Below are 21,288 nucleotides of genomic sequence, written 5' to 3'. Positions count from 1 at the left end.
AACATAGCTATTAAGGAGATATTATAATGGCTGCTAAAGAAGTCCTGTTTCAGGAACAAGCCCGCGCCGAACTGCTCAAGGGCGTGGATATTATCGCAAATGCGGTTAAAGTGACGCTCGGTCCCAAGGGCCGTAACGTCGTGATCGAAAAATCCTTCGGCGCACCGCGCACGACCAAAGACGGCGTGACGGTTGCCAAGGAAATCACCTTGTCCAACAAGCATCAGAATCTGGGCGCCCAGTTGATCCGCGAAGTTGCCAGCAAGGCAAACGATCAGGCCGGTGACGGTACGACGACCGCGACCGTTCTGGCGCAATCGATCGTCCGTGAAGGCCTCAAGGCCGTTTCCTCGGGCCGTAACCCGATGGATCTGAAGCGCGGCGTTGACAAGGCCGTCGAGGCTGTTGTCGCCGACCTCAAGAAACGCGGCAAAAACGTCAAGACCAACGATGAAATCCGTCAGATCGGCACGATTTCGTCTAACGGCGAAATCGAAATCGGCAATATGCTTGCCGAAGCCATGGAAAAAGTCGGCCATGAAGGCGTGATTACCGTCGAGGAAGCCAAGTCGCTCAACAACGAACTGGAAATCGTCGAAGGAATGCAGTTTGATCGCGGCTACCTGTCGCCTTACTTCATCACCGATGCCGACAAGATGCAGGCGGTTCTTGAGAACCCCTATATCCTGCTGCATGAAGGCAAGCTGAGCGGGCTTCAAGCCATGCTGCCGATTCTGGAAGCCGTCGTTCAAAGCTCCCGTCCGCTGCTGATTATTGCGGAAGACGTGGAAGGCGAAGCGCTGGCGACCCTCGTGGTCAACAAGCTGCGCGGCGGTTTGAAAGTCGCTGCGGTCAAAGCACCCGGTTTTGGTGATCGTCGCAAGGCGATGCTCGAAGACATGGCGGTTCTGACCGGCGGTCAGCTGATCTCCGAAGATCTCGGCATCAAGCTGGAGAATGTCGCTCTCAATATGCTCGGCACGGCCAAGAAAGTCTCGATCACGAAGGACGATACGACGATCGTGGACGGTGCGGGCAAGAAGAAGGACATCGAAGCCCGTTGCGGTCAGATCCGTTCGCAGATCGACAATACCGAGTCCGACTATGACAAGGAAAAGCTGCAGGAACGTCTGGCCAAGCTGGCCGGCGGCGTTGCGGTTATCCGTGTCGGCGGCGCGACCGAAGTCGAAGTGAAAGAGCGCAAAGACCGTGTTGACGATGCGCTGCACGCGACCCGCGCAGCCGTTGAAGAAGGCATCATCGCCGGCGGCGGCGTTGCTCTTCTGTACGCGACCAAAGCTCTGGACAAGCTGGAAGGTGATAACGATGACCAGGATGTGGGTATCGAGATCATCCGCCGCGCTATCCAGTCCCCGATCCGTCAGATCGTCGAAAATGCGGGCAAAGAAGGCTCGGTTATTGTCGGCAAGCTGCTGGAGCAGAAAGACTTTAACTATGGCTACGATGCCCAAGGCGACGAGTACACCGACATGGTGAAGGCCGGAATCATCGACCCTGTTAAGGTCGTGCGTACGGCTTTGCAGGATGCGGCCTCGGTTGCCGGACTCCTGATCACCACCGAAGCGATGATCTGCGAAGCGCCGGATGAAAAATCCTCCGGCGGCGGTCATGGCCACGGGGGCGGCATGGGCGGCATGGGCGATTTCTAATTGTCCCGTTCAGTGTCAGACATTCAGAAAGCCCCGTGGATGCGGGGCTTTTTTTGTTCGGTTCTGAGAGACGTTAGTAAGTTGATATCCATACGAACACTTCCCTCCTGCCGTCTTTAGCGAGAATAGAAATTTCGCACCCTATCGGTATGTCACCGTCAGGTAACGGCGGTTCATTTGGGCATAAAGTCCAATCTCCTAACATTTCGGACGAAAATGCCAACGACTCAAATCCACTGGCATGAAATGCAAACCTTTTAGCCAATAATGCAGAAGCTTGCTCGGATGACATGCCGTCTGATTTCGTTTCCGGGTTGTAGCTCTTGTAATAAATTTTTCGCTTATCCAAATCGTCGAAATCAAAAGGCTGATCCAAATAGATGAACACACGCCCTTTCGAATCATTAAAATACCGTTCTACCTGGACTTCTCGAACGTCAAAATTGTGGATGCCAAGATTCTTCACCATGAAGACCACAGCGGAATTCCGCAATGCAAAATAGTTCCACAAAACAACGTATGCGAAGAGAGCCACAATTAATAGAGGAAAGCTGCCTAACCAGATCCACAGCTTCAACTGTCCTCTATTCATACTTTGTCTCAATCGTGTTTGAAGTTTTTTCCCGGCAGAGTCCTTACAAACGCTTCGCTTGCGGAGACGAGTTCGTCGAATTCCAGAGGATCGCACGCCGCGGCGTCGATCATGCCCCAGCCCTTCATCGGTTTTCCTGTGATGTCCATCGGGCGGAGGTCATCGTATTTGGCGGACAGAGTTTCGAATTTTTCCGGGCCGAGGCGCAGGATCAAAAACTCCTTATAGACGCCCACGCACATATTGCCGTTCAGCATATAGCCCGTGCCGCCGAACATTTTTTTGCGCTCGAAGCCTTTGCGGCCTTTCAGGGTTGCGCTCAGGCGGCTGTCGAGTTCGGGATCGAAGGGCATATGATTTTTTCCGGTTCTATCGGCTTTTCATTCTAGACGGTTCCTTTTTTGTTGCCGAGTTTTTTCTGTTCCCCTAGAGTTTTCCTTATGTCTAAACAGGATGACAGGTACAGCTACGATTTGAAGGTCGGGGATGAGATTGCGATCACCGATCCCAAAACCTCTGTAACATTCAAAGCCAGGGTGGTGGGGGCGGATACGTACAGGGAGATCACGGCGGCATTTAATCACGCGGAAGCGGGACATGGGCTGAAGAACCGCTGGGTGAGCTATACCCTGACCTCCGAGGATGCGCCGGAACACTGGGGTCAGCGGTTCTGGGCCGTGGATAGCCAAAAGGCGGATGAGAGCGGGGCGCCGCGCCTGCCGGACGTGCAGCGGGCTTTTTACGTGGCGTCCGACAAGCTGATCCGCCCGAACGGTTATGAATTCGAGGACCGGATGAGCGGGCGGGTTGATCTCAGCGTTGCGGGCGAGGCGCTGCATTCCCTTCAAGGGGAGCAGGGAGGAAGCGTTGCCAACGGAACTTTGTTCACCTTCCGCGAGCCGGAGACGGGGGAGATCTGGGCGGAGGAGGTTTTTCTCGATGAGAATGAGGAGCCGCAGCGCATGGTGTTCGAAGCCAGGTTCGACGTTCCGTTCGAAAAAATCTGAAAAAATGGGGCTGTGGCTTGCGTCAGGGTTCGAAGTCTTCGGGGACTTTAATTTCAATCGTGTTGAGCTGCGTTGACACTGAGGGGTTGAAGCCGCGCTTGTAGCGGTCCATTCCGGCGGTTTCCGATCCGCCGAGGCACATGAAATGCGTGCCTTCTTCGAGCATTTTTTCGGCAGAAACGACGGTCAGATAGGTAGCGAGGTTTGTCATGTCGAAATCGGTGACTTGAGAGGCGAAGAGATTCGCCGTATCGCCGCCGTTCGATTCCGGTTCCCAGATCGAGAAGCCCTTATCGACGCCGTCGATGGAGACGACCATTCCGCGGAGGTTCAGGGCTTTCTGGTCGATAGCGAGGCGGGCGAGATAGTTGAAATAGTTTGTCCGCAAGTCGTAGGCGTCGTAGTGGCGCGTGTTGGACTCCCATTGCCGGGCCAGTTTTTCCAGCGCGGGGATATCGCGGCTGAAATCCATCTCACGGGTCAAAGCCGAGGAGCGTTTGAATTTGTTCATCGCCTGCCGGATGCGCCCGTAATCCTTGCCCTCTCTATCCACCAGGGCTTCGCAATCGACGGTATGGACGGGGAAAGTCCAGTCGAGAACGGTTTCGGTAGCTGTGCGGGCCTGAAGCTGCGGATATTGTATTTCGATTTTTTCCAGCGGTGAACCCTGCGGGACGCGGCCGATGCGGATATTCATTTTCGATTCGCGGATTTTGTGCAGAAACTCGGCCACGGCTTCGACCGGGTGATCGCCGAAGGGCGGGAAGACGACAACCGTATCCTTCAGGTTCGGGTGCAGGCAAAAGAAGAAGCTGGTGTAATGATTGTCTTCGCCTTCGTCGTTAAAAAGCCAGAGTCCGCGGCGGCCGGTCACGGCGTAATAGGTCGGAGAGAGATAATAGGGATCGTTCGAAGCGGCGACCGCGAAGGCGTGTTTTAGCGACGTCAGATCCCAGATGCCGACTTTTGCAACCTCATCCAGCTTGTTCAGGCGGCGGACAAACGCCCTTTCGCTGTCGGTGGCGAGATTATCATTGCCGACATTGCGATAGAGAATTTGTGCGATATCCCTGCCCTTGAGAGCGTCGTTCATTTGTTTGTTACGCTAAAACACACACCCTTGTTCAATCGAAGGGTTTTCCGTTGTCCCACAACATATTAAAAAAACTTTTCATGCCTTCGGCAAAGAAAAAATTATCCAGCAACAGCACCTTGTTATGCGGATCCCTTAAGGCCAGGGCGATTTTCGTGCTGTAAATAAAAACCGTGTAGGGGCTGAAATATTTTTCAGGAATGGCGCGGTACCAGGATTTGGGCGCCAGAAAAGTTTTCTCATCGTCACGCACGAGTATGCGTTCGGATATTCCCGCCTTCTTCATGCGCTCAATGTGCATGAGGGTGTATTCGTAATTCTTTTTTTCCTCCGGGGCGATTTCGGCGATTCCTAGCAGGAGGACTTCGCCCTTTGTCGTTTGCAGCGCGTGAAAAATGTCGTCCTGCAGGCGGCGGAGGCAATCTTCCCCTTCGAAAACGATCAATTTATCCTGTACTCTTTGAACCCCGCCGGGGATGAAGAGTATGCCGGCGTTATCGAAGGCCTTGGTAATTTTGTCGATCGTGCTGGAATTAGGCTGATTTGTGCCGTTTTCGATGCGAGCGATGCCGGTTTGCGACAGACCTGCCTGTTGGGCCAATTCTCCCTGGCTCCACCCAATCAAAGCCCGGGCGGCGCGGATTTGCTCAATCGTCGGCATCTAAATTGTCCCAAACACTCAGATTTACTGCGTTATTAGCCTTCCCTTATATGATTTTTGCGCCGCAATGTCTACCGACCATATATTAGGAGGTGCAAATAAAAGGTATTTCCATGCACAAAAAATAGACATAAATCTTGACAATTTTATGGCAAAGGGCTAAAACGGGCGTACAGGATTAGATTATACATAATTAAATGAATGACGTTTCCGGACGGACATTCCTCTCTGCAAATCTCATCCTGTTCGTGAATCCCCACACACACGATACTGCGTAAAAAAGTTGGCCTTCGTGCCAACTTTTCTTTTTTGGCTTGAACCCTGCAGTTTTCCTAGATTGTTTGATCTTCTTTTTTCCGGTTTGGAGTCTTATCGCCTCCTGCGAAAAAATCGGCTAAGGTGACGCCCACGAGATATTGGTTGCGATGCACCTGTTTTAGATTGGGAAAAAGATATGTCTGAGAAAGCGGCTGTCGTAAAAAATCCTGCCACAAAAAAGCCACAGTCCAGTGCGAAGGCTCGGGCGGTTCGTTCCAAGAAGAACGATTTGATCGGTGTTGTTGTTTTGGCTGGCGGCATCGGGCTTCTTCTGGGGGTGGGCTCTTATATCTATCTCAAGGAAAATGCGAAGGGTAGGGCTGCGGTTACGTACGTACAGCCAGCTGCAAGTGAAAAAAAGGAGGAAGTCCCTCCTGATAAACCTGATCCGAAGGTTGCTGAACAAACTCAAACTGAGGCCGAGCAAGCTGCGTCGGCGTGTATCGGCTGCAGCAGCGGTCCGCAATTCATCATGCCGCCTTTGCCTGATGCCGCGGCCTTGTCCATCCCCACCCACGAGGAGGTCAAGGGGCGATGGACCGTCGAGCTTCCTGACGGGGTCGCTGTAGCGGTGTTTTCCGGTCAGGCATTCCAGATTGTTTATTCCGGCCGGTCGGATTCCGATTTCCGAAAATATGCGCGAGGGTATTATTCCTACGATCCGGCCAGCGGGGTTATCAGTCTTAAGCCCGCGCATAAGCTCGGTCCGCCCAAAGATGTTCCGGGCATTGTCTATCAGGTTCTGACTTACAGATATTTCGACGTCATTCTGCGGAAGAACGCTGAGGGTTCTTCGCTCTATTGGCAAGCACCGCCGGAAACACTGGCATCCATGCAGGTTTTTCCGCTGCTGCTTTATACGGGGCTACAGAAGAATCCCTATCTCAAATGGGATAAGGTCCAATAGGAGGCCTTCATGCCGGAATTGCCGGAAGTGGAAACCGTCCGTCTTGGTCTTGAGCAATCCTTGCGCGGCAAACGTATTGTCCGTGTCCATCTTTCCGGTCACGATCTCCGTTTTCCTGTGCCGCCGGATTTTGCCGTAACCGTCCAAGGAAAAGTTCTGCGCTCCTTTGTGCGGCGGGGGAAATATATTGTCGGTTTTCTGGATGATTCCCATGTTCTGATTTTGCATCTGGGGATGTCGGGGCGTGTAAGGCTTTATGGCCCCGGACAGAATCATGAGTCCGAGAAGCACGACCATGCTGTCTTTGAAGCCGAAGACGGGAGTGTTGCCGTTTATCACGATCCGCGGCGATTCGGGTTTCTGAGTTATGCCTGTGCGAAGGATTGGGAGTCGCTTTCGTTTTTTTCCACGATGGGGCCGGAGCCTTTGTCCGGTCTTCGTGCCGATTATCTTTGCGGAGTACTCAAAAACAAGAAAGCCAACATCAAGACCGCCTTGCTCGATCAGCGTGTTGTGACGGGCCTGGGGAATATTTATGTGTGTGAGGCTCTTTATGATGCGCGCATTTCTCCTGTGCGTGAGTCCTCGTCACTGTCTGCGAAAGAGATTGAGCGGCTGATCGTGAGCATCCAAAAGACTCTTCGCAAGGCTCTAGAGGCCGGCGGAAGCAGCTTGCGCGATTATAAAAAGACGGATGGATCTCTGGGTTATTTTCAAACCCAGTTTTCGGTCTATGACCGGGAAGGGGAAAGATGCCCGAACTGCTCGTGTGCGGAGGGGTGCGTCAAAAGAATCGTGCAGGCGGGGCGTTCGACGTTTTACTGCCCTGTGATCCAAGTGTAGGATGGGAACAGAAGTCATACCGAGGAGTTCACGCATGGCCGGGGTTCGCGTTTTTTTTATTCTTGTTCTGTTAAGCGGTTTTTCCGGATTTGCTTTTTCTGCGTTCGCCGTTGCCCAGCAACCCGGCAGCCTGGACGAGACGGTGTTTTTTTCCGATCTGGAGGATATTCCGCTTATGCCCGGTCTGACGGAGCTTCCTGATGAGGCTCTCTTCTTCGATAAGCCCGAGGGCCGTATAGTCGAACAGACGGCTCTTATGGAGGGGGTTAGCCGTGAGGATGTTCTGGTCTTTTATGGCGGAGTTCTTACTCAGCTTGGCTGGGGCCGCGTTAGCGAGAGCCGTTTCTTCCGTGACCGGGAATATCTTGAGTTACTCTTTGATACACAGGACGGCGCTGACTTCGTAAAGATTACGGTTCGTCCTGCTCTTTAAGACCACTGATTCGGGGGGGTGTTTCCTCATCCTATAAATGAGTTGAAAGGCTTGACAAACAGGGGCTTACAGGGGTATAGCTCTGGCTCGTTTCGCTCAGAGCCTTTGTTTTTTCCTATACGGAGAAACCTTGTAGTCTGGCCGTAAAACAGTTTTAGGAAGTAATTCCTGTGGATAATTTTGTGTATATTTCCGTTATTACGGGATATGAGAAGAACCCCTTAGTGAATTGAAAAGGTTTAACAATGGCAAATCATCAGTCGGCAAAGAAGAGAACCCGCAGTAACGCCCGGAAGGGTGAAGTTAACAAAGCCCGTAAAAGCCGGATGCGTAACTTCATCAAGAGGGTCGAACAGGCCATCGAGAAAAAAGATTCAAAACTCGCGCAAGAGGCTCTGCGACTCGTTCAGCCGGAACTTTCGAGGGGCGTGGCGAAGGGTCTGATTCATAAAAATGCTGCAGCAAGAAAGCTCTCTCGCCTCTCTGCAAGAATCAAGGCTATCGGCTGATTTTTTTCGAGAAGAAATTTTCCGGGCTATAGTCTGTAAGTCCTGTGAAATATAGGTTTTAAGAAACTCTCCATCCAACGGTGGAGAGTTTTTTGCTGCACAAAATTTTTTGCGAAAAAAAAATTTCTTTTTTTGCCGTTCTTTTTTTGTTCGTATTGCATGATGAAGAAAATTTAGTGTAGGGTAATTTCATCACAGGGACATGAGCAAATACCCTCTTCGGAAACTTTCCAAGAAAGTTTGCCTGTCCCTATCTGTTAACTTCGTAACGGCGTGTGGATAAAATGCACATTTTGTTACGGGTTGTCAGTCAGCCGTCATGTAGCGGTGACGGTGTGCGTGTAGGGGATGGCCTCTAAAGCGTTAGTCTCTCGGGGAGCTACGACAAGCTTTAGAACAGGTCTCAATGTTACCAGATTTTAGATGCAGGCAGCGACGCATTTGCGTTTTGCTGAGGGGATTTTTTTGTCCTCAAGCAGCCTTTATCTGAAATGCCCCATTTGTCTTTCTGCGTTCAATCATCAGCAGAAGTAACTTTATTTTGTGGAGAGAAAGTAATGCCGGAAGTAGTGGGAAAGTCTTCGGTTCAGTCCAAGGCAGCGTCAGTTAATCTTGAAGCCATGCCTCTTGAGCCAACGCCGGAGATTCAGAAGATTTGGAATGATGTCCATACAGAGATGCGTAAGGAGTTCGGAGAGGCTATTTTCCGTAGCTGGCTTAAACCGCTGACCTTGCGGGCCTATTATCATGGGACGATGGAGGTTTCCGTTCCTACGCGCTTTATGCGTGACTGGATACACACCCATTATGCCGAGCGAATCACGCAGATGTGTTCGGCGGCGAATGCTGATGTGAGGCGCGTTCAGATTGTCGTTGTACAGAATGCGATCTCCGGCGAATCAAGAGAATCTGCGGACAGCGATTCCGAGAGCGCCGAGCGCAAGGCGAATCAGAATAACCGGGAAGGCGTGGCCTCCATTTCGTCGCCGCTTGATCCCCGTTTTACCTTTGAAGGTTTTGTTGTCGGTAAGCCTAACGCTCTAGCCCACGCTGCTGCGCGACGGGTCGTCGAGAGTATGAGCATTCCGTTCAATCCGCTGTTCCTTTATGGGGGGGTCGGGCTTGGAAAGACTCATCTCATGCACGCGGTTGCGTGGTCGATGCAGGAAAACTGGCCGGATCGTCTGGTGATGTATCTATCGGCTGAAAAATTCATGTATCAGTTCGTCAAGGCTTTGCGGGCGAATGACACGATGAATTTCAAGGATCAGTTCCGTTCCGTCGATGTGCTTATTATCGATGACATTCAATTCATCGCTGGAAAGGAATCCACGCAGGAGGAATTCTTCCATACGTTTAATGCTCTGGTTGATCAGAATAAACAGATCATCATCTCCGCAGACAAGGCGCCGAGCGATCTGACCGGAATAGATGAGCGTCTGCGGTCTCGCCTCGCGTGGGGGCTGGTGGCCGATATTCACCCGAGTTCCTATGATTTGCGTCTGGGAATTCTTGAGTCCAAGCGTCAGCGCCTCGGGGCCAAGGTTCCCGATAGCGTTCTGGAGTTTCTGGCTCTGAAGGTCACGTCCAACATCCGTGAGCTTGAGGGGGCGCTGAACCGGATCGTCGCTCATGCGGAAGTGGCCAAGCAGGACATTACTCTAGAGACGACGCAGGATGTCCTGCAGGATCTTCTGCGGGCGCATGACCGGAAGATCACGATCGACGAGATTCAGCGTAAGGTTGCCGAGCATTACAATCTGAGGGTTACGGATATGCATTCCTCACGTCGGGCGCGGAATGTGGCGCGGCCGCGGCAGGTGGCGATGTATCTGGCGAAAATCCTCACCTCCCGTTCCTTGCCGGAGATCGGGCGCAAGTTTGGCGGGCGCGATCATACGACGGTCATGCACGCGATCCGCAAGGTGGAGCAGTTGATGAACGAAGATGCACAGATCGCGCAGGATGTGGAAGTCGTGCGGCGGGCGCTTACCGGCTAAGGTTTTTGGGGGCGGGCCTACCTCCTCACCCTTATCAGAAGAGATAAACCCCGCCGAGGCGGGGTTTACTTTACTCAGACCGTTACTCCGAAACTTGTTGTGATTACGCAATAAAGCAGTACGCAGAATTGTTGTGGACTTCACGCGGGTTCTGCGATGGTTTCCATATCTGTTTCAGTTTCTTCGCCGGAGACTGCTCTTCTTGTCGCCCTCTCAACGTTTCTCTCAATTCTGTCTGATTCATTCTTTAATTCATCGGCCAGGTGGTGAAGCTTCTTTTTTCCAATCGAATCGATCAGGTTTTTGACGCGAGTGTGCGGCGGGTCTGGCCAATCCTTGAATTTTACCCAGCGGTAGGCTTGGTGTTCATGAAAAGGATCGCTGTCTAAATCCGGCTCAAAAAAATCCCTGACATAGGTCATGGTGTAGAGATATTGCTTGTGGACCGTCGGGGCGCTAACCAGCGCGACGGGCAATATAAATCGCGGGTCGGGCCGCAGTCCGGCTTCTTCCGCAGTTTCGCGGATGGCGCCTTCGAGAAGGGTTTCATCCGGTTCCACACCGCCACCGGGGAGCCCCCAGTGGTTGGGCTCCGGTTGCTTGTCTGAAGCTCGTTGGAGGGCCAGAGCGTACCAGTCGCCTTCGTGCTTGGTAACAATAAAATTACTGGCGGTGGTCTTCTGGATTTCAGAAGTAGGCGTGAAAGTGTCGTTTGCGATCGCAAGAAGTTTTTTACGCTTCATGGCAAGAACCGTTCTCCGTGGTAATGTGGCATCTGGAGTGTAAAAAATATTCATGCTGCTGTGCAAGAAAAAAGAAAGTTTGCTTTTTTTCACAATGGGTTATATGTTTTTCGTTTTTACGGAGCCTTTGTGAGGTGATTCGCCGTACGGTTTTTCTTGTGTGTTTTTTTGGTCTTGGTTTTTCCGGTGTTCAGGTCTACGGTCCTTAAATTATGACTCAAACATTCCCAATATTGCACGACGTCGAAAACCTGTACCGCAGACCTTTGCTCGATCTGGTTTATCAGGCTGCGGCGGTTCACCGTGCGAATCATGATCCGCTGGATATGCAGCTCTGCACACTGCTCTCGATCAAGACGGGCGGATGCGCTGAGGACTGCAAATATTGTTCGCAGTCGATCTATAACAACACCAATCTCGAAAAAGAGATTCTTCTCAAGACCGACGATGTGCTTGAGAGCGCCCGGAAGGCGAAAGAGGCTGGCTCGACACGTTTCTGCATGGGCGCTGCGTGGCCGCGGGTTCTGGACGGGCGGGCGTTCGACCGTGTGTGCGACATGGTCAAGGGTGTTTCCGATCTGGGCATGGAAGCCTGTTGTACGCTCGGGATGCTGACGGAGGATCAGGCCAAACGATTGAAAGATGCCGGATTGACAGCCTACAACCACAATCTTGATACCTCCGAGGCATTTTACGACAAGGTCATTACGACTCGAACCTATCAGGACCGTCTGGATACGATTGCGAATGTCGCCAAAGCCGGGATTTCGCTGTGCTGCGGCGGTATTCTGGGGATGGGCGAATCAGAGGAGGATCGGATTGCTCTCCTGCACCGTCTGTCCACGTTGAATCCGCAGCCGGAGTCGGTGCCGATCAATATGCTGGTTCCCGTCGAGGGGACGCCGCTGGAGAATCAGAAGACGTTGGATATATTCGAGTGGATTCGTTGTATCGCTGTTGCGCGCATTTTAATGCCAAAGGCGATGGTGCGGCTTTCCGCCGGACGGCTGACGATTTCGAAAGAGGCGCAGGCTCTGGCGTTTCTGGCCGGGGCCAATGCGATCTTTACCGGGGAAAAGCTTTTGACAACCCCGAATCCGGACCGCGATGCCGATAAGGATTTGCTGGGGGAACTGGGGTTGCGACCCCGTGCGCCGTTCAAGGACGAGAGCGAGTCGCAGGAAGCGGCCTAAGTTTTCACGAAAAAAATCTTTCGATCAGTTCGGCGGCCATTTCCTTCGAGATCATCCGGTTTTTCCTCATCGGGCCTTTTTGCGTAATTTCGAGGTAGGCTATTCCGTGGACTGCTGCCCAGAAGGTGCGGGCTGCGAGCTTTATTTTCTTTTTTTCCCGGCCTTCGAATATCTCTGCAAAAACCGCTTCGAGGGGGTGGAAGAGGCTCTCGATTTTTTCCGCGTACCAATCCGGCGGCTCATGCTCGAATGGTGTATTGAAAAGCATCAGCCAGAGCTGCCTGTTTTTGAGCGCGAAGCCGATATAGGAGTTCGTAATTTCCCTGATTTGTTCGATGGGGGGCGTTTTTTTGTCCATCGTCTCAAATAACGCTTCCGATAGCTTTTGCATCGTCGCTGCGTTTATTTCGTAATACAGACCCTCCATCGAGCCGAAGATGTTGTAAAGGGTTCCCGGTGTGTAGCCAATTTCCGTTGCGATCCGGCGCGCCGTCAGACCCGCTATTCCTTCTTTTTCAGCGATTTTCAGGCAAGATTCCAGGGTTATTTGTTTTAGCTCTTCCCGGCTGTGGTCATTGCGTCTGGCCAATTTTTTAATCCCTTTCAATCTTTCATGACGGAGAACTTTAACAGCAAAATGAACGATGTTCAATTTTTTCTTGCTTTTCCAGAAAAACAGGACTAACTTATTAATTGAACGATGTTTAATTAATTTTGGAGATTTTCTATGAAACGATTGATTTTGCTGCCTGCGATGTGTCTTTGTCTTTCAGGCTGTGCGGTTTTTGATGTTCTGGATTGCGTTGATCCTTTTGGGTCTTGTGAAAGCCTGCATAAGCGGCTGGATAAAAATTATAAGCCGACCTACGGCACAAAGAAGAGACGCGCTTCCGTAGATTACGAGGCTTATAAACACCATGATTACAACAAGGATACCCCGTTGAAAAAACCGCCAAAAACCTGGGGCGATAAGGAGTAAATTTCCGTATTGTTTCCATGGCTTTAAACTCGGTACTTTGATATGACTATCAGTCATGAACAAATTAAGACAAGTACTGGAGGAGCTGAAAAGGCTCGGGCGGGGTCGTTCCCTGAAGTTAGGAAGCGGGACGGATTTCACGTCGAACGATTATCTGGGCATGGCCTCGCATCCGGCCCTGCGGCAGGCGGTGGTCCAGGGCGTCAATGCCGGGATACCTTTAGGGTCGGGCGGTTCACGGCTTTTGCGCGGGCATCGACCGGAGCATGAGGATCTTGAAACTTTTTCCTGCCGACTTTTCAATGCACCGCGCTCCCTGTTTTTTACCACGGGATTTCAGGCGAATTATGCGCTGCTCTCCACTTTGCCGGACCGCCATGATCTGGTGATCTATGACTCCTTGATCCATGCCAGTGTGCGGGAGGGGCTGCGTTCCTGTCCGGCGCGGTCGGTCAAGTTCGCGCATAACGATGTCGGCGCTTTGGAAGACATCCTCAAGAGCGATGGGCAGAAAGTTGAAAATATCTGGATCGCTATCGAGTCGCTTTACTCGATGGACGGGGATATGGCGCCTTTGCAGGCGATTTTTGATCTGGTGCGCCAATATAACGCGACGCTGATCGTCGATGAGGCTCATGCAACGGGTATTTATGGCGAGGGCGGGCGCGGGTTGTGCTGGCCGATCATTCGGGAACATGGGTACAGGAATTTGATTACCCTTCACACCTGCGGGAAGGCGGTCGGCGTAGCGGGCGGACTGGTTTGCGGTTCTGAGCTTGTCGTCGATTCGCTGATTAACTTTGCGCGGGCGTTTATCTATTCCACCGCGCCGATGCCGCTGCAGGCTTTGCTGGTGCGGCGATCTTTGGAGATTCTCAGCGGGGCGGAGGGGGAAGAGCGGCGCAGGCGGCTGTTTGCGGCTTGCCAATATGCCCAGCGGTTATTCGGCGGACATGGCACACCGATTCTTCCGGTTGTGATTGGCGAGGATGCGCGGGCGGTTGAAATAGCCGCCATGCTGCAGAAGAACGGCTTCGATATCCGCGCCATCCGGCCGCCGACCGTTCCGGAGGGTACGGCGCGGCTGCGGATTTCGGTGAGCTGCGAAACGGAGCGATCGGAGCTTGATCGGCTGAGTTTTTTTCTCAAGGATTTTGTGACAAAGGATGCTGCATGACACGGCGGTTTGTCGTGACGGGTACGGATACGGATATCGGGAAGACGGTGTTTTGCGCCGCGATGATGCTGGGGCTTGAAAACGCGCATTACTGGAAACCACTGCAATCGGGCGTTACGGATGGTGTGGATACGCGCACGGTGCAGACTCTTACAGGCCTTCCCGCCGAGCGGTTTTTTCCCGAAGCGTATATTTTCAGCGAGCCGCTGTCCCCGCACCGGGCGGCGGAGATCGACGCGGTTGAGATCGAGATGGAAAGGCTGGAGGTGCGGAACATTCCTTTGTGCGATGGACCTCTGATCATCGAGGGGGCGGGGGGGCTGATGGTGCCGATCACGCGGAAGAATTTGCAAATCAATTTGTACAAGAAATGGAATCTTCCGGTGATTTTGTGTGCGCGTACGGGGCTAGGCACGATCAACCACACGATGCTGTCGCTGGAGGCGCTGTGGGCGCGGGAGATTCCGGTGCTGGGGATCGCGTTTGTGGGCGAGAGCAACCCCGATAATATCCGCACAATTTCAGAGTTCGCGAAGGTGAAAGTTTTGGGGCGGTTGCCGCGGCTGGAGATTTTGAACCGGATGAGCCTCAAGCAAGCGTTCGCGGAGAATTTTCAGGCGGGGGATTTTTTTTGATGACGGATTCTATCAAAAGTGAATCTCTTTTGGCATTGATGAAACTGCTGAGAGAGGCAGATGATGATGATCAAGCAACGCAAGCGAATATTTTTCAGGAATTAGAAGCGCGATATGGAAACAATTTCGGTGGCCATAAGGATGTTTGGCTTAAGTGGTTTCTTGATAACCACACCGCATCTTCTGAGGAAGAAAAGGCTATCCATAAATTTCTAGAGCTAGAAATAGAGTTTTACAAGACTAGACAAAGCATTAAAGAGATCGAAAAGCGGGTTATAGAAAAACTGAAAAGTGAGGGAAAGATCAAGGGTGATGATCCATAAACCCTCCCCCATCTGGCACCCGTTTACACAGCATGGCTTGATGCAGGAGATCCTCCCCGTCGAGCGGGCGGAGGGGGCTTATCTTTACACCAATGACGGGCGGCGGATCATCGATGCGATTTCCTCGTGGTGGGTGGTGACGCACGGGCATTGCCATCCGAAAATCGTCATGGGGGTGCGTGAGCAGGCCCGAAAACTGGATCAGGTGATTTTCGCGGGATTCACGCATGAGCCGGCTGAGCGGCTGGCGGAAAAGCTTGTCTGCCATGCGCCTGAGGGGCTTAGCCGCGTGTTTTATTCGGACAGCGGATCGACGGCCGTGGAAGTTGCCTTGAAAATGGCCATCGGATATTTCGCGCAGACGGGACAGGCGCGGCGCAAGATTCTGGCGCTGGAGGGCGGATACCACGGCGATACGTTCGGGGCGATGTCGGCGGGGGGGCGCAGCGCTTACAACGCGCTTTACGAACCGTATCTGTTTGAGGTCACGCATTTGCCGTTTCCTGAATCAGGGCAGGAAGAGTGGACTTTTTCCGCTCTTGAGAAACTCCTCAAACAATCGGGTGACGATATCGCCGCGTTTATCTTCGAACCACTGGTGCAGGGCGCGGGGGGGATGCGGTTTTACTCCGCAGAAGTTTTGGCCCAGATGGCAAAGATGTGCCGGGCGCACGGAATCCTCCTGATCGCCGATGAAGTCATGACCGGTTTTGGCCGAACGGGGACGCTGTTTGCCTGCGAACAGGCGGGGTTAGCGCCGGACCTTTTGTGCCTGTCCAAGGGATTGACGGGCGGGTTCCTGCCCATGGGTGCGACGCTGGCGACCGAGGCGATTTACAGGGCGTTTTATCATAAAGATCGGGCGAAAATGTTTTTTCATTCGACCTCTTTTACGGGCAATCCGCTGTCCTGCGTGGCGGCGCTGGCGTCCCTGACGATATGGGAGCAGGAACCTGTAATGGAGCGAATTGCCGCAATCAACCAAACCCACCGGAAGGCGGCGGCGCATTTCGGGGGGCGGGAGGATGTTGAAAACGTGCGGTTTTTGGGCAGTATTTTCGCACTGGACGTCCGGGATGAGGGGGGCGGCTATCTCTCTGACCTGCAACCCTTTTTGTACCAGACGATGCTTTCCCGCAACGTTCTCTTGCGCCCGTTGGGCAACAGCGTCTATATTTTGCCTCCGTACTGCGTTACACAAAGGGATTTGGACACGATCTATGAGTGCATCGATTTCGCCTTGGACCGCCTCAGGGATGAAAGACAAAAACAGGTCGCTTGAGGCACCTGTCCGTGCGTTTCTTGAACAGCTCGTACGTGAGCCTTCCCGTCATGCCCTGTTCATGAATATGCTCTCGATGCTTGAGCATATGGGCAGCCGCAAGATCATGCTTTCGCAGATGAACCGGACGCTTACGGAAGAGACGCTGTCGCATCTTTCGGAGGAGGCGCGGCACGCCTATTTCTTCAAGCGCCACGCAGAGCGGATCGGCGGGGTCAATCTGGACGGGTTTACGGATGACAATACGATGTGCCGCGTTCCCGCCTTGATGTATTTCGGGCGGCTTGATGCGGGGATCACGAAAGAGGTCGGGGATGAGGCCGCCTATCCGTGGGTGTCGCTTGTCATTGAACTCAGGGCGTGCTGGCTCTACGAGATTTATCAGGATGTTTTGGAGCGGTCGGGCGTCGCGCTTTCGCTTAAAGCCTTGCTGGCCGAGGAAGACCAGCATCTGGCGGATATGTTCGCTCAATGCGGCGGGCAGTACGAGATGCTGCGAAAGCTCAGCGCGTATGAGACAGGTTTGTTTGTCAATTTCTGGCGGTGGCTGGATGAGGCGCGTCCCGTTTTACAGGCCGCGGAATAGAGAGGAGTGAGGCTGTCATGTCCAAGAGAATTTCGCCTTCGATTTCTGCCATAAAGCGTGAAGTCAACAAGGGTATAAAAGGTTACTTCCAGGAACTTGTCCAAGAGTTTGGTGAGGGTACTTTTGATCCCGATAAACAGTCTGAGAATTTTTCAGTGTTTTTCGCTTTGGCCGCTCATCATTCAACCGAGGCTGTTATGGCTGCCTTTCCATCGGTGAAGTCTGTGGATCATCTCAAGGCCATGGATGCAGAGGCTCGTGAACAGCTTTTTTTCAAGGGCGATTTTATGATGACCGTTTTCGGCTCCGCTCGCACTCTGAACATTTCTAAAGCCGATCTGGGCTATCAGGAAATGGATATTGGTTAATTTTTTTATGAATATCCTGATTCAGGCGGCTTTTGGGGCTTTATTGCGGCTTCGCGGCTGTGCTAAGATTTTCATACTTCGTAAAAAATACTGATTCAAATGGGTTTCCGCCATGAAATTTATCATTGAACGCGCCGCGCTCCTGAGATCGCTTAACCACGTCCAGAGCGCCGTAGAGCGCCGCAATACCATTCCGATCCTTGGGAACGTGCTGCTGAAAGCCGAGAAAGGGTCGCTGTCCCTTTCCACGACCGACATGGATCTGGAGATCGTCGAATCCGTGGCTGCGAATGTTCCGCAGAAGGGGGCGACGACGGCTCCGGCGCATACGCTGTACGATATCGTCCGCAAAATTCCCGATGGTTCGCAGGTCGAGATGATCCTGAACAAGGACGGGACGCAGATGACGGTCCAGGCTGGTCGCTCCGATTTCAAACTGAGCTGTCTGCCTGTTGCCGATTTTCCGGAAATTTCTACGGGTGAGCTTCCAGTGTCGTTTTCCATTCCGGCGGCCGATCTGCGGTCCCTGATCGACCGGACGAAATTTGCGATGTCCACCGAGGAGACGCGCTATTACCTTAATGGCATATATGTGCATCAGGCCGAGAGCAGCGGTTTTCCCGTTCTGCGGGCTGTAGCCACGGACGGGCACCGTTTGGCCCGGTTTGAGATGCCCCTGCCTGAGGGCGCTTCGGGGATGCCCGGCGTCATCATCCCGCGCAAGACGGTGGGTGAACTCCGCAAGCTGATCGACGAGGCGGCGGATCTTATTAAAATCTCTCTTTCCGAGAATAAAATCCGCTTCACGTTCGATCATGTGGTGCTGACGTCCAAACTTATCGACGGGACGTTCCCGGACTATCAGCGTGTGATCCCGCAGGGCAACGACAAAATCGTCGAGGTAGACCCTAAAGTCTTTACCGGGGCGATCGACCGGGTGTCTACCATTTCTGACGGCAAGTCGCGGGCGCTTAAAATCACCTTGCGCGGAAAGCAGATGACTCTGTCGGCGAGTTCACCCGAATCTGGCAGCGCGACCGAGGAGATGGAGGTGAACGGCGATACCAATCTGGAGATCGGGTTTAACGCCAAGTATCTTCTGGATATCACCTCGCAGATCGAGGGTGATGGGTGCCGTTTAACCATGGCGGATTCAGCCAGCCCGACGATCATTCAGGACAATAGCGACCCGAGTGCGCTTTATGTGCTGATGCCGTTGAGGGTTTAAGACTGCGGTGCTTTTTATTTATGATCTAGCGTCCTGCAGGTTTTGGCGCATTGGTGATCAATTCAACCGTGGGATCTTTTCCGTCCGAAAAGGTGATTTTGGCAACCTCGCGTCCGTTATTATAACAGGTAGCTATAAATGCCTGTGAGGCTGTTCCTGCTGCTGTTGATCCTCTTTGCGGCATAATCCTTTCGGCTGCTGTGCCTCTTTGTGCAGTTCCTGTCGCTGCTGCGGGCGACCCAGGCGCAGCTGTTGTCGCGGATGGCGTGGTTTTTACGTAACTATTAGAGGCTGTTAGGCAATCCTCGACGTTTTCGATGGCCGGGGGCTTAGAGGGTCTTTCACTCGATGTTGTCGGCATTGATACCGTGTTAAAAACGGATCTGCCATTCATCTGGATCACGACCCTGTCTGCATCAATCGTCTTGAGATCTACTTTTTTTGCCTCTTGTCCCGAGGCTTCTCCAACCAACAAAAGAGCACTTAGACCTGCTGCGGTCATGTATTCGGTTAATTTTCCCATAGGTTTTCCCATCCATAAAATACTTATATATGTAAATAATATATAATCTCAGTATAAGTCAAATCCTTCTTAGCTGAAACAGCGCTTCCTAATGACATCTTTCGTGACTAATTTGAATTATGGTTTGGATTCGAACTCTTAAACTACATTCTTTTCGGTCTTATAAGGTTGCGGAATTGGTAGATCTCAGGCCGGGACTAATAATCTTTTCCGGCCCTAACGGCGCGGGAAAGACCAATATCCTTGAGGCGGTCTCTCTTCTTTCACCCGGACGCGGCTTACGGGGAGCCAAACTTGCAGAAATCCAGAGAAAAGATGATGAGGCTCTTTGGGCTGTCGCTGCAGAGGTTCAAACAGCGCAGGAGGCCGTCCGGCTGGGTACCGGCCTTGATCCCGAGCGCATATCGGATAAAGAAAAGCGAATTGTGCGGGTGAACGGCAGGACAGCCAAAGGCCAGCATCTGCTCGCGGATTATCTTTCCATCGTCTGGCTGACGCCGCAAATGGACAGGCTTTTCCTTGAATCCTCGAGGGAGAGACGACGGTTTCTGGACCGGCTCGTGTTCGGGTTCGATCCCGGGCACTCCGGGCGGGTGGTCCGTTATGAGAATGCCGTTGCACAACGCTCACGTCTTTTGCGCGAGGGGCGCGGGGATCCTTCGTGGTTGTCCGCTCTGGAACAGCTTATTGCCGAGACCGGTACTGCGATTGCGGCTGCACGGCTGGATTTTGTCAACCGGCTTCAGTCCGCGTGTGGGGATTCGCGTCATGCGCCCTTTCCTCTGGTGCGGCTCAGTATTGCCGGGTTTTTGGAAGAGGTACTTCTTACTCATAAAGCATTGGAGGCTGAAGCCCTCTTTCGCGAACGGATGTTGGAGAGCCGTGAGCGCGATTCTGTGTCTGGCGGCATGAGGTCAGGGCCGCACAAGAGCGATATGAATGTCGTCTATTTTGAAAAGGATATGCCTGCCGCGCAATGCTCGACGGGGGAGCAGAAAGCTCTATTAACCGGAATCGTTCTTGCCCATGCGCGGGTGATTGCAGCGGAGCGCGGAGAGCCTCCCCTTCTTCTGTTGGATGAAGTGGCGGCCCATCTGGATGAAAGGCGACGAGAGGCCCTTTATGACATTCTGCATAGTCTTGGCGCACAAGTGTGGTTGACCGGAACGGATATTGGCTTGTTCGAGGGCGTAAAACAGCCCACCCAGTTCTTTCATGTTCAGGACTCTCACATCAAATCCTCTTTACCGTAAACGCTCCTGTTTTCCGGTTGATCGTTTTATGATCACTGGCTATAGTCGGCCACCATGCTTGGATTGCAATACGTCAAAATTACGCCTTCGATGCTGAAACTTGCCTGTTCGGTTGACGAGTTCAAAGGCGCGTGGACGGCTCTTGAAAATCATACTACTTCGCTGCAAATCCTTGGCGATGTATCCAATTTCGGCCGGAATTTAAAGGAGATTGCCGGCGTTTGGCAGGACAAGGTCATTGATGAGGAGATGGTGTGCAAGCTGCATGGTCTCTTTACCGGATCGAAAAAGGCGAGTTCTTACCGTGATGTCCCTCATCTCATGCGTGTCTATGCCAAGGATCAAGTGATTGGAGAACTGGATACGGCCAGCCCCGACGAAATCCGCGCCCTGATGCCCCGTCTGATCAAGTGGGTCGCCGAAGCGCTTGAGAAGGGCGACATTCACCCACTGTTCGTTATCGCCATTTTTACCGCTGTTTTCTTGCAGCTTTGTCCGTTCGAGGAGGGCAACCAGAAGCTGGCGCGGATTCTTGCGGTTCTGCTCCTGCTGAAGTGCGGCTATAGCTACGCCCCTTTCAGTTTGCTGGATCCGGTTTTTTCGGATAAGGCCGAGGAGTATTTTCATTCCCTGAAGCATACGCAGGAAACACTGGCCTCGGGCCGTGTGGATTGGGACCGCTGGATCGGGTTTTTCCTGGAAGTTCTCTGCGAGCAGAAGAATATTCTCCAGAAACGGCTGGAAAAAGGGCGACCGGAAATTGCCAATATGCCCTCGCTTTCCACCAAGGTTCTGCGTCTGTTCGACAAGCATGAGCGGATCAGTATGAAAGAGATTGAGAGACTTACGCGGGGAAAACGCTCGACGCTTAAGCTGAGACTTGGGGAGCTTGTCGAAGAAGGTTATCTCATGCGGCACGGAAAAGCCCGTGCAACGTGGTATTCACGCGTTTGAGGACATTCAAT

General features: G+C 52.6%; 25 protein-coding genes. 18 read left to right on the top strand and 7 right to left on the bottom strand.

Features of this window, described 5'->3' with window-relative positions; all coding sequences use genetic code 11:
- The first annotated feature begins 26 nt into the window (after positions 1–26).
- Positions 27–1,670 carry a chaperonin GroEL gene (groL, locus tag IPN28_01170; GenBank protein QQS57458.1) on the top strand — a complete coding sequence of 548 codons (1,644 nt, stop codon included), beginning with the start codon at positions 27–29 and terminating at the stop codon, positions 1,668–1,670.
- A gap of 73 nt (positions 1,671–1,743) precedes the next feature.
- On the opposite strand, the gene IPN28_01165 is transcribed toward groL, so the two are convergent.
- On the bottom strand, positions 1,744–2,262 hold the full coding sequence (locus IPN28_01165; GenBank protein ID QQS57457.1) for a hypothetical protein: 519 nt from the start codon (positions 2,260–2,262) through the stop codon (positions 1,744–1,746).
- Between the two features lie 8 nt (positions 2,263–2,270).
- Positions 2,271–2,615 carry a TfoX/Sxy family protein gene (locus IPN28_01160; GenBank protein QQS57456.1) on the bottom strand — a complete coding sequence of 115 codons (345 nt, stop codon included), beginning with the start codon at positions 2,613–2,615 and terminating at the stop codon, positions 2,271–2,273.
- An 87-nt stretch (positions 2,616–2,702) separates the two neighbouring features.
- On the opposite strand from IPN28_01160, the gene IPN28_01155 reads away from it, so the two are divergent.
- Positions 2,703–3,269 carry a hypothetical protein gene (locus IPN28_01155; protein ID QQS57455.1) on the top strand — a complete coding sequence of 189 codons (567 nt, stop codon included), beginning with the start codon at positions 2,703–2,705 and terminating at the stop codon, positions 3,267–3,269.
- Between the two features lie 22 nt (positions 3,270–3,291).
- Here the strand turns inward: IPN28_01155 and IPN28_01150 are convergent, their stop codons facing one another.
- Both IPN28_01150 and IPN28_01145 read right to left on the bottom strand, forming a co-directional pair.
- Complete coding sequence (locus tag IPN28_01150) at positions 3,292–4,362, bottom strand: DUF2156 domain-containing protein (protein QQS57454.1); 1,071 nt, start codon at positions 4,360–4,362, stop codon at positions 3,292–3,294.
- A 31-nt stretch (positions 4,363–4,393) separates the two neighbouring features.
- Positions 4,394–5,023, bottom strand: a complete 630-nt coding sequence (locus IPN28_01145) for a helix-turn-helix transcriptional regulator (GenBank protein ID QQS57453.1) — start codon at positions 5,021–5,023, stop codon at positions 4,394–4,396.
- Between the two features lie 454 nt (positions 5,024–5,477).
- Between IPN28_01145 and IPN28_01140 the strand changes: the two genes are divergently transcribed.
- From IPN28_01140 to dnaA, 5 genes are all read left to right on the top strand, one after another.
- A complete protein-coding gene (locus IPN28_01140) occupies positions 5,478–6,248 on the top strand; it encodes a hypothetical protein (protein ID QQS57452.1) in 771 nt (256 codons plus the stop codon).
- A gap of 9 nt (positions 6,249–6,257) precedes the next feature.
- On the top strand, positions 6,258–7,091 hold the full coding sequence (gene mutM / locus IPN28_01135) for a bifunctional DNA-formamidopyrimidine glycosylase/DNA-(apurinic or apyrimidinic site) lyase (protein ID QQS57451.1): 834 nt from the start codon (positions 6,258–6,260) through the stop codon (positions 7,089–7,091).
- A 34-nt stretch (positions 7,092–7,125) separates the two neighbouring features.
- Entirely contained in the window at positions 7,126–7,524 is a 399-nt protein-coding gene (locus tag IPN28_01130; GenBank protein QQS57450.1) for a hypothetical protein, read from the top strand.
- A 245-nt stretch (positions 7,525–7,769) separates the two neighbouring features.
- Positions 7,770–8,033 (top strand): 30S ribosomal protein S20, encoded by a 264-nt coding sequence (gene rpsT / locus IPN28_01125; GenBank protein QQS57449.1) that lies wholly within the window; start codon positions 7,770–7,772, stop codon positions 8,031–8,033.
- A gap of 620 nt (positions 8,034–8,653) precedes the next feature.
- Positions 8,654–10,033: a chromosomal replication initiator protein DnaA gene (gene dnaA, locus IPN28_01120; GenBank protein ID QQS58507.1), complete on the top strand. Its 1,380-nt coding sequence runs from the start codon at positions 8,654–8,656 to the stop codon at positions 10,031–10,033.
- Between the two features lie 140 nt (positions 10,034–10,173).
- Here dnaA and IPN28_01115 read toward each other — a convergent pair whose 3' ends face one another.
- Complete coding sequence (locus tag IPN28_01115; protein QQS57448.1) at positions 10,174–10,776, bottom strand: NUDIX hydrolase; 603 nt, start codon at positions 10,774–10,776, stop codon at positions 10,174–10,176.
- A 212-nt stretch (positions 10,777–10,988) separates the two neighbouring features.
- On the opposite strand from IPN28_01115, the gene bioB reads away from it, so the two are divergent.
- Positions 10,989–11,969, top strand: a complete 981-nt coding sequence (gene bioB, locus IPN28_01110; protein QQS57447.1) for a biotin synthase BioB — start codon at positions 10,989–10,991, stop codon at positions 11,967–11,969.
- A gap of 4 nt (positions 11,970–11,973) precedes the next feature.
- Here bioB and IPN28_01105 read toward each other — a convergent pair whose 3' ends face one another.
- Entirely contained in the window at positions 11,974–12,558 is a 585-nt protein-coding gene (locus tag IPN28_01105; GenBank protein ID QQS57446.1) for a TetR/AcrR family transcriptional regulator, read from the bottom strand.
- A 138-nt stretch (positions 12,559–12,696) separates the two neighbouring features.
- On the opposite strand from IPN28_01105, the gene IPN28_01100 reads away from it, so the two are divergent.
- From IPN28_01100 to IPN28_01065, 8 genes are all read left to right on the top strand, one after another.
- Positions 12,697–12,948, top strand: a complete 252-nt coding sequence (locus tag IPN28_01100; protein QQS57445.1) for a hypothetical protein — start codon at positions 12,697–12,699, stop codon at positions 12,946–12,948.
- Between the two features lie 55 nt (positions 12,949–13,003).
- Positions 13,004–14,125, top strand: a complete 1,122-nt coding sequence (locus tag IPN28_01095) for an 8-amino-7-oxononanoate synthase (GenBank protein ID QQS57444.1) — start codon at positions 13,004–13,006, stop codon at positions 14,123–14,125.
- Positions 14,122–14,760 carry an ATP-dependent dethiobiotin synthetase BioD gene (gene bioD, locus IPN28_01090; GenBank protein QQS57443.1) on the top strand — a complete coding sequence of 213 codons (639 nt, stop codon included), beginning with the start codon at positions 14,122–14,124 and terminating at the stop codon, positions 14,758–14,760. Before IPN28_01095 ends, bioD begins: the two co-directional genes overlap by 4 nt.
- Positions 14,760–15,083, top strand: coding sequence for a hypothetical protein (locus IPN28_01085; protein QQS57442.1), 324 nt, complete (start codon positions 14,760–14,762; stop codon positions 15,081–15,083). The genes bioD and IPN28_01085 overlap by 1 nt, the downstream gene beginning before the upstream one ends.
- Positions 15,073–16,365: an adenosylmethionine--8-amino-7-oxononanoate transaminase gene (locus IPN28_01080; GenBank protein ID QQS57441.1), complete on the top strand. Its 1,293-nt coding sequence runs from the start codon at positions 15,073–15,075 to the stop codon at positions 16,363–16,365. The genes IPN28_01085 and IPN28_01080 overlap by 11 nt, the downstream gene beginning before the upstream one ends.
- The gene (locus tag IPN28_01075) at positions 16,340–16,951 is read left to right on the top strand and encodes a hypothetical protein (protein QQS57440.1); all 612 of its coding nucleotides are present in this window, start codon (positions 16,340–16,342) and stop codon (positions 16,949–16,951) included. Before IPN28_01080 ends, IPN28_01075 begins: the two co-directional genes overlap by 26 nt.
- A 17-nt stretch (positions 16,952–16,968) precedes the next feature.
- Complete coding sequence (locus tag IPN28_01070; protein ID QQS57439.1) at positions 16,969–17,319, top strand: hypothetical protein; 351 nt, start codon at positions 16,969–16,971, stop codon at positions 17,317–17,319.
- 112 nt (positions 17,320–17,431) lie between these two features.
- Complete coding sequence (locus IPN28_01065) at positions 17,432–18,547, top strand: DNA polymerase III subunit beta (GenBank protein ID QQS57438.1); 1,116 nt, start codon at positions 17,432–17,434, stop codon at positions 18,545–18,547.
- 25 nt (positions 18,548–18,572) lie between these two features.
- Here IPN28_01065 and IPN28_01060 read toward each other — a convergent pair whose 3' ends face one another.
- On the bottom strand, positions 18,573–19,070 hold the full coding sequence (locus tag IPN28_01060) for a hypothetical protein (protein ID QQS57437.1): 498 nt from the start codon (positions 19,068–19,070) through the stop codon (positions 18,573–18,575).
- Positions 19,071–19,189: 119 nt separating this feature from the next.
- Here IPN28_01060 and recF point away from each other — a divergent pair, with 119 nt between their 5' ends.
- Both recF and IPN28_01050 read left to right on the top strand, forming a co-directional pair.
- Positions 19,190–20,323: a DNA replication/repair protein RecF gene (gene recF / locus IPN28_01055; protein ID QQS57436.1), complete on the top strand. Its 1,134-nt coding sequence runs from the start codon at positions 19,190–19,192 to the stop codon at positions 20,321–20,323.
- 54 nt (positions 20,324–20,377) lie between these two features.
- Positions 20,378–21,277 (top strand): Fic family protein, encoded by a 900-nt coding sequence (locus IPN28_01050; protein QQS57435.1) that lies wholly within the window; start codon positions 20,378–20,380, stop codon positions 21,275–21,277.
- Positions 21,278–21,288: the final 11 nt, after the last annotated feature.

Source organism: Alphaproteobacteria bacterium (genome assembly GCA_016699735.1).
GTDB lineage: Bacteria > Pseudomonadota > Alphaproteobacteria > Micavibrionales > Micavibrionaceae > JAGNKE01.
Note: the sequence above shows the minus strand (reverse complement) of the source record. Positions and strands in the feature narration are given on the sequence as shown.

Excerpts from the sequence above, each read along its gene's own strand:
- groL (QQS57458.1), top strand. The coding sequence starts at position 27 with ATGGCTGCTAAAGAAGTCCTGTTTCAGGAACAAGCCCGCGCCGAACTG.
- IPN28_01165 (QQS57457.1), bottom strand. The coding sequence starts at position 2,262 with ATGAATAGAGGACAGTTGAAGCTGTGGATCTGGTTAGGCAGCTTTCCT.
- IPN28_01160 (QQS57456.1), bottom strand. The coding sequence starts at position 2,615 with ATGCCCTTCGATCCCGAACTCGACAGCCGCCTGAGCGCAACCCTGAAA.
- IPN28_01155 (QQS57455.1), top strand. The coding sequence starts at position 2,703 with ATGTCTAAACAGGATGACAGGTACAGCTACGATTTGAAGGTCGGGGAT.
- IPN28_01150 (QQS57454.1), bottom strand. The coding sequence starts at position 4,362 with ATGAACGACGCTCTCAAGGGCAGGGATATCGCACAAATTCTCTATCGC.
- IPN28_01145 (QQS57453.1), bottom strand. The coding sequence starts at position 5,023 with ATGCCGACGATTGAGCAAATCCGCGCCGCCCGGGCTTTGATTGGGTGG.
- IPN28_01140 (QQS57452.1), top strand. The coding sequence starts at position 5,478 with ATGTCTGAGAAAGCGGCTGTCGTAAAAAATCCTGCCACAAAAAAGCCA.
- mutM (QQS57451.1), top strand. The coding sequence starts at position 6,258 with ATGCCGGAATTGCCGGAAGTGGAAACCGTCCGTCTTGGTCTTGAGCAA.
- IPN28_01130 (QQS57450.1), top strand. The coding sequence starts at position 7,126 with ATGGCCGGGGTTCGCGTTTTTTTTATTCTTGTTCTGTTAAGCGGTTTT.
- rpsT (QQS57449.1), top strand. The coding sequence starts at position 7,770 with ATGGCAAATCATCAGTCGGCAAAGAAGAGAACCCGCAGTAACGCCCGG.
- dnaA (QQS58507.1), top strand. The coding sequence starts at position 8,654 with ATGCCTCTTGAGCCAACGCCGGAGATTCAGAAGATTTGGAATGATGTC.
- IPN28_01115 (QQS57448.1), bottom strand. The coding sequence starts at position 10,776 with ATGAAGCGTAAAAAACTTCTTGCGATCGCAAACGACACTTTCACGCCT.
- bioB (QQS57447.1), top strand. The coding sequence starts at position 10,989 with ATGACTCAAACATTCCCAATATTGCACGACGTCGAAAACCTGTACCGC.
- IPN28_01100 (QQS57445.1), top strand. The coding sequence starts at position 12,697 with ATGAAACGATTGATTTTGCTGCCTGCGATGTGTCTTTGTCTTTCAGGC.
- IPN28_01095 (QQS57444.1), top strand. The coding sequence starts at position 13,004 with ATGAACAAATTAAGACAAGTACTGGAGGAGCTGAAAAGGCTCGGGCGG.
- bioD (QQS57443.1), top strand. The coding sequence starts at position 14,122 with ATGACACGGCGGTTTGTCGTGACGGGTACGGATACGGATATCGGGAAG.
- IPN28_01085 (QQS57442.1), top strand. The coding sequence starts at position 14,760 with ATGACGGATTCTATCAAAAGTGAATCTCTTTTGGCATTGATGAAACTG.
- IPN28_01080 (QQS57441.1), top strand. The coding sequence starts at position 15,073 with ATGATCCATAAACCCTCCCCCATCTGGCACCCGTTTACACAGCATGGC.
- IPN28_01075 (QQS57440.1), top strand. The coding sequence starts at position 16,340 with ATGAAAGACAAAAACAGGTCGCTTGAGGCACCTGTCCGTGCGTTTCTT.
- IPN28_01070 (QQS57439.1), top strand. The coding sequence starts at position 16,969 with ATGTCCAAGAGAATTTCGCCTTCGATTTCTGCCATAAAGCGTGAAGTC.
- IPN28_01065 (QQS57438.1), top strand. The coding sequence starts at position 17,432 with ATGAAATTTATCATTGAACGCGCCGCGCTCCTGAGATCGCTTAACCAC.
- IPN28_01060 (QQS57437.1), bottom strand. The coding sequence starts at position 19,070 with ATGGGAAAATTAACCGAATACATGACCGCAGCAGGTCTAAGTGCTCTT.
- recF (QQS57436.1), top strand. The coding sequence starts at position 19,190 with ATGGTTTGGATTCGAACTCTTAAACTACATTCTTTTCGGTCTTATAAG.
- IPN28_01050 (QQS57435.1), top strand. The coding sequence starts at position 20,378 with ATGCTTGGATTGCAATACGTCAAAATTACGCCTTCGATGCTGAAACTT.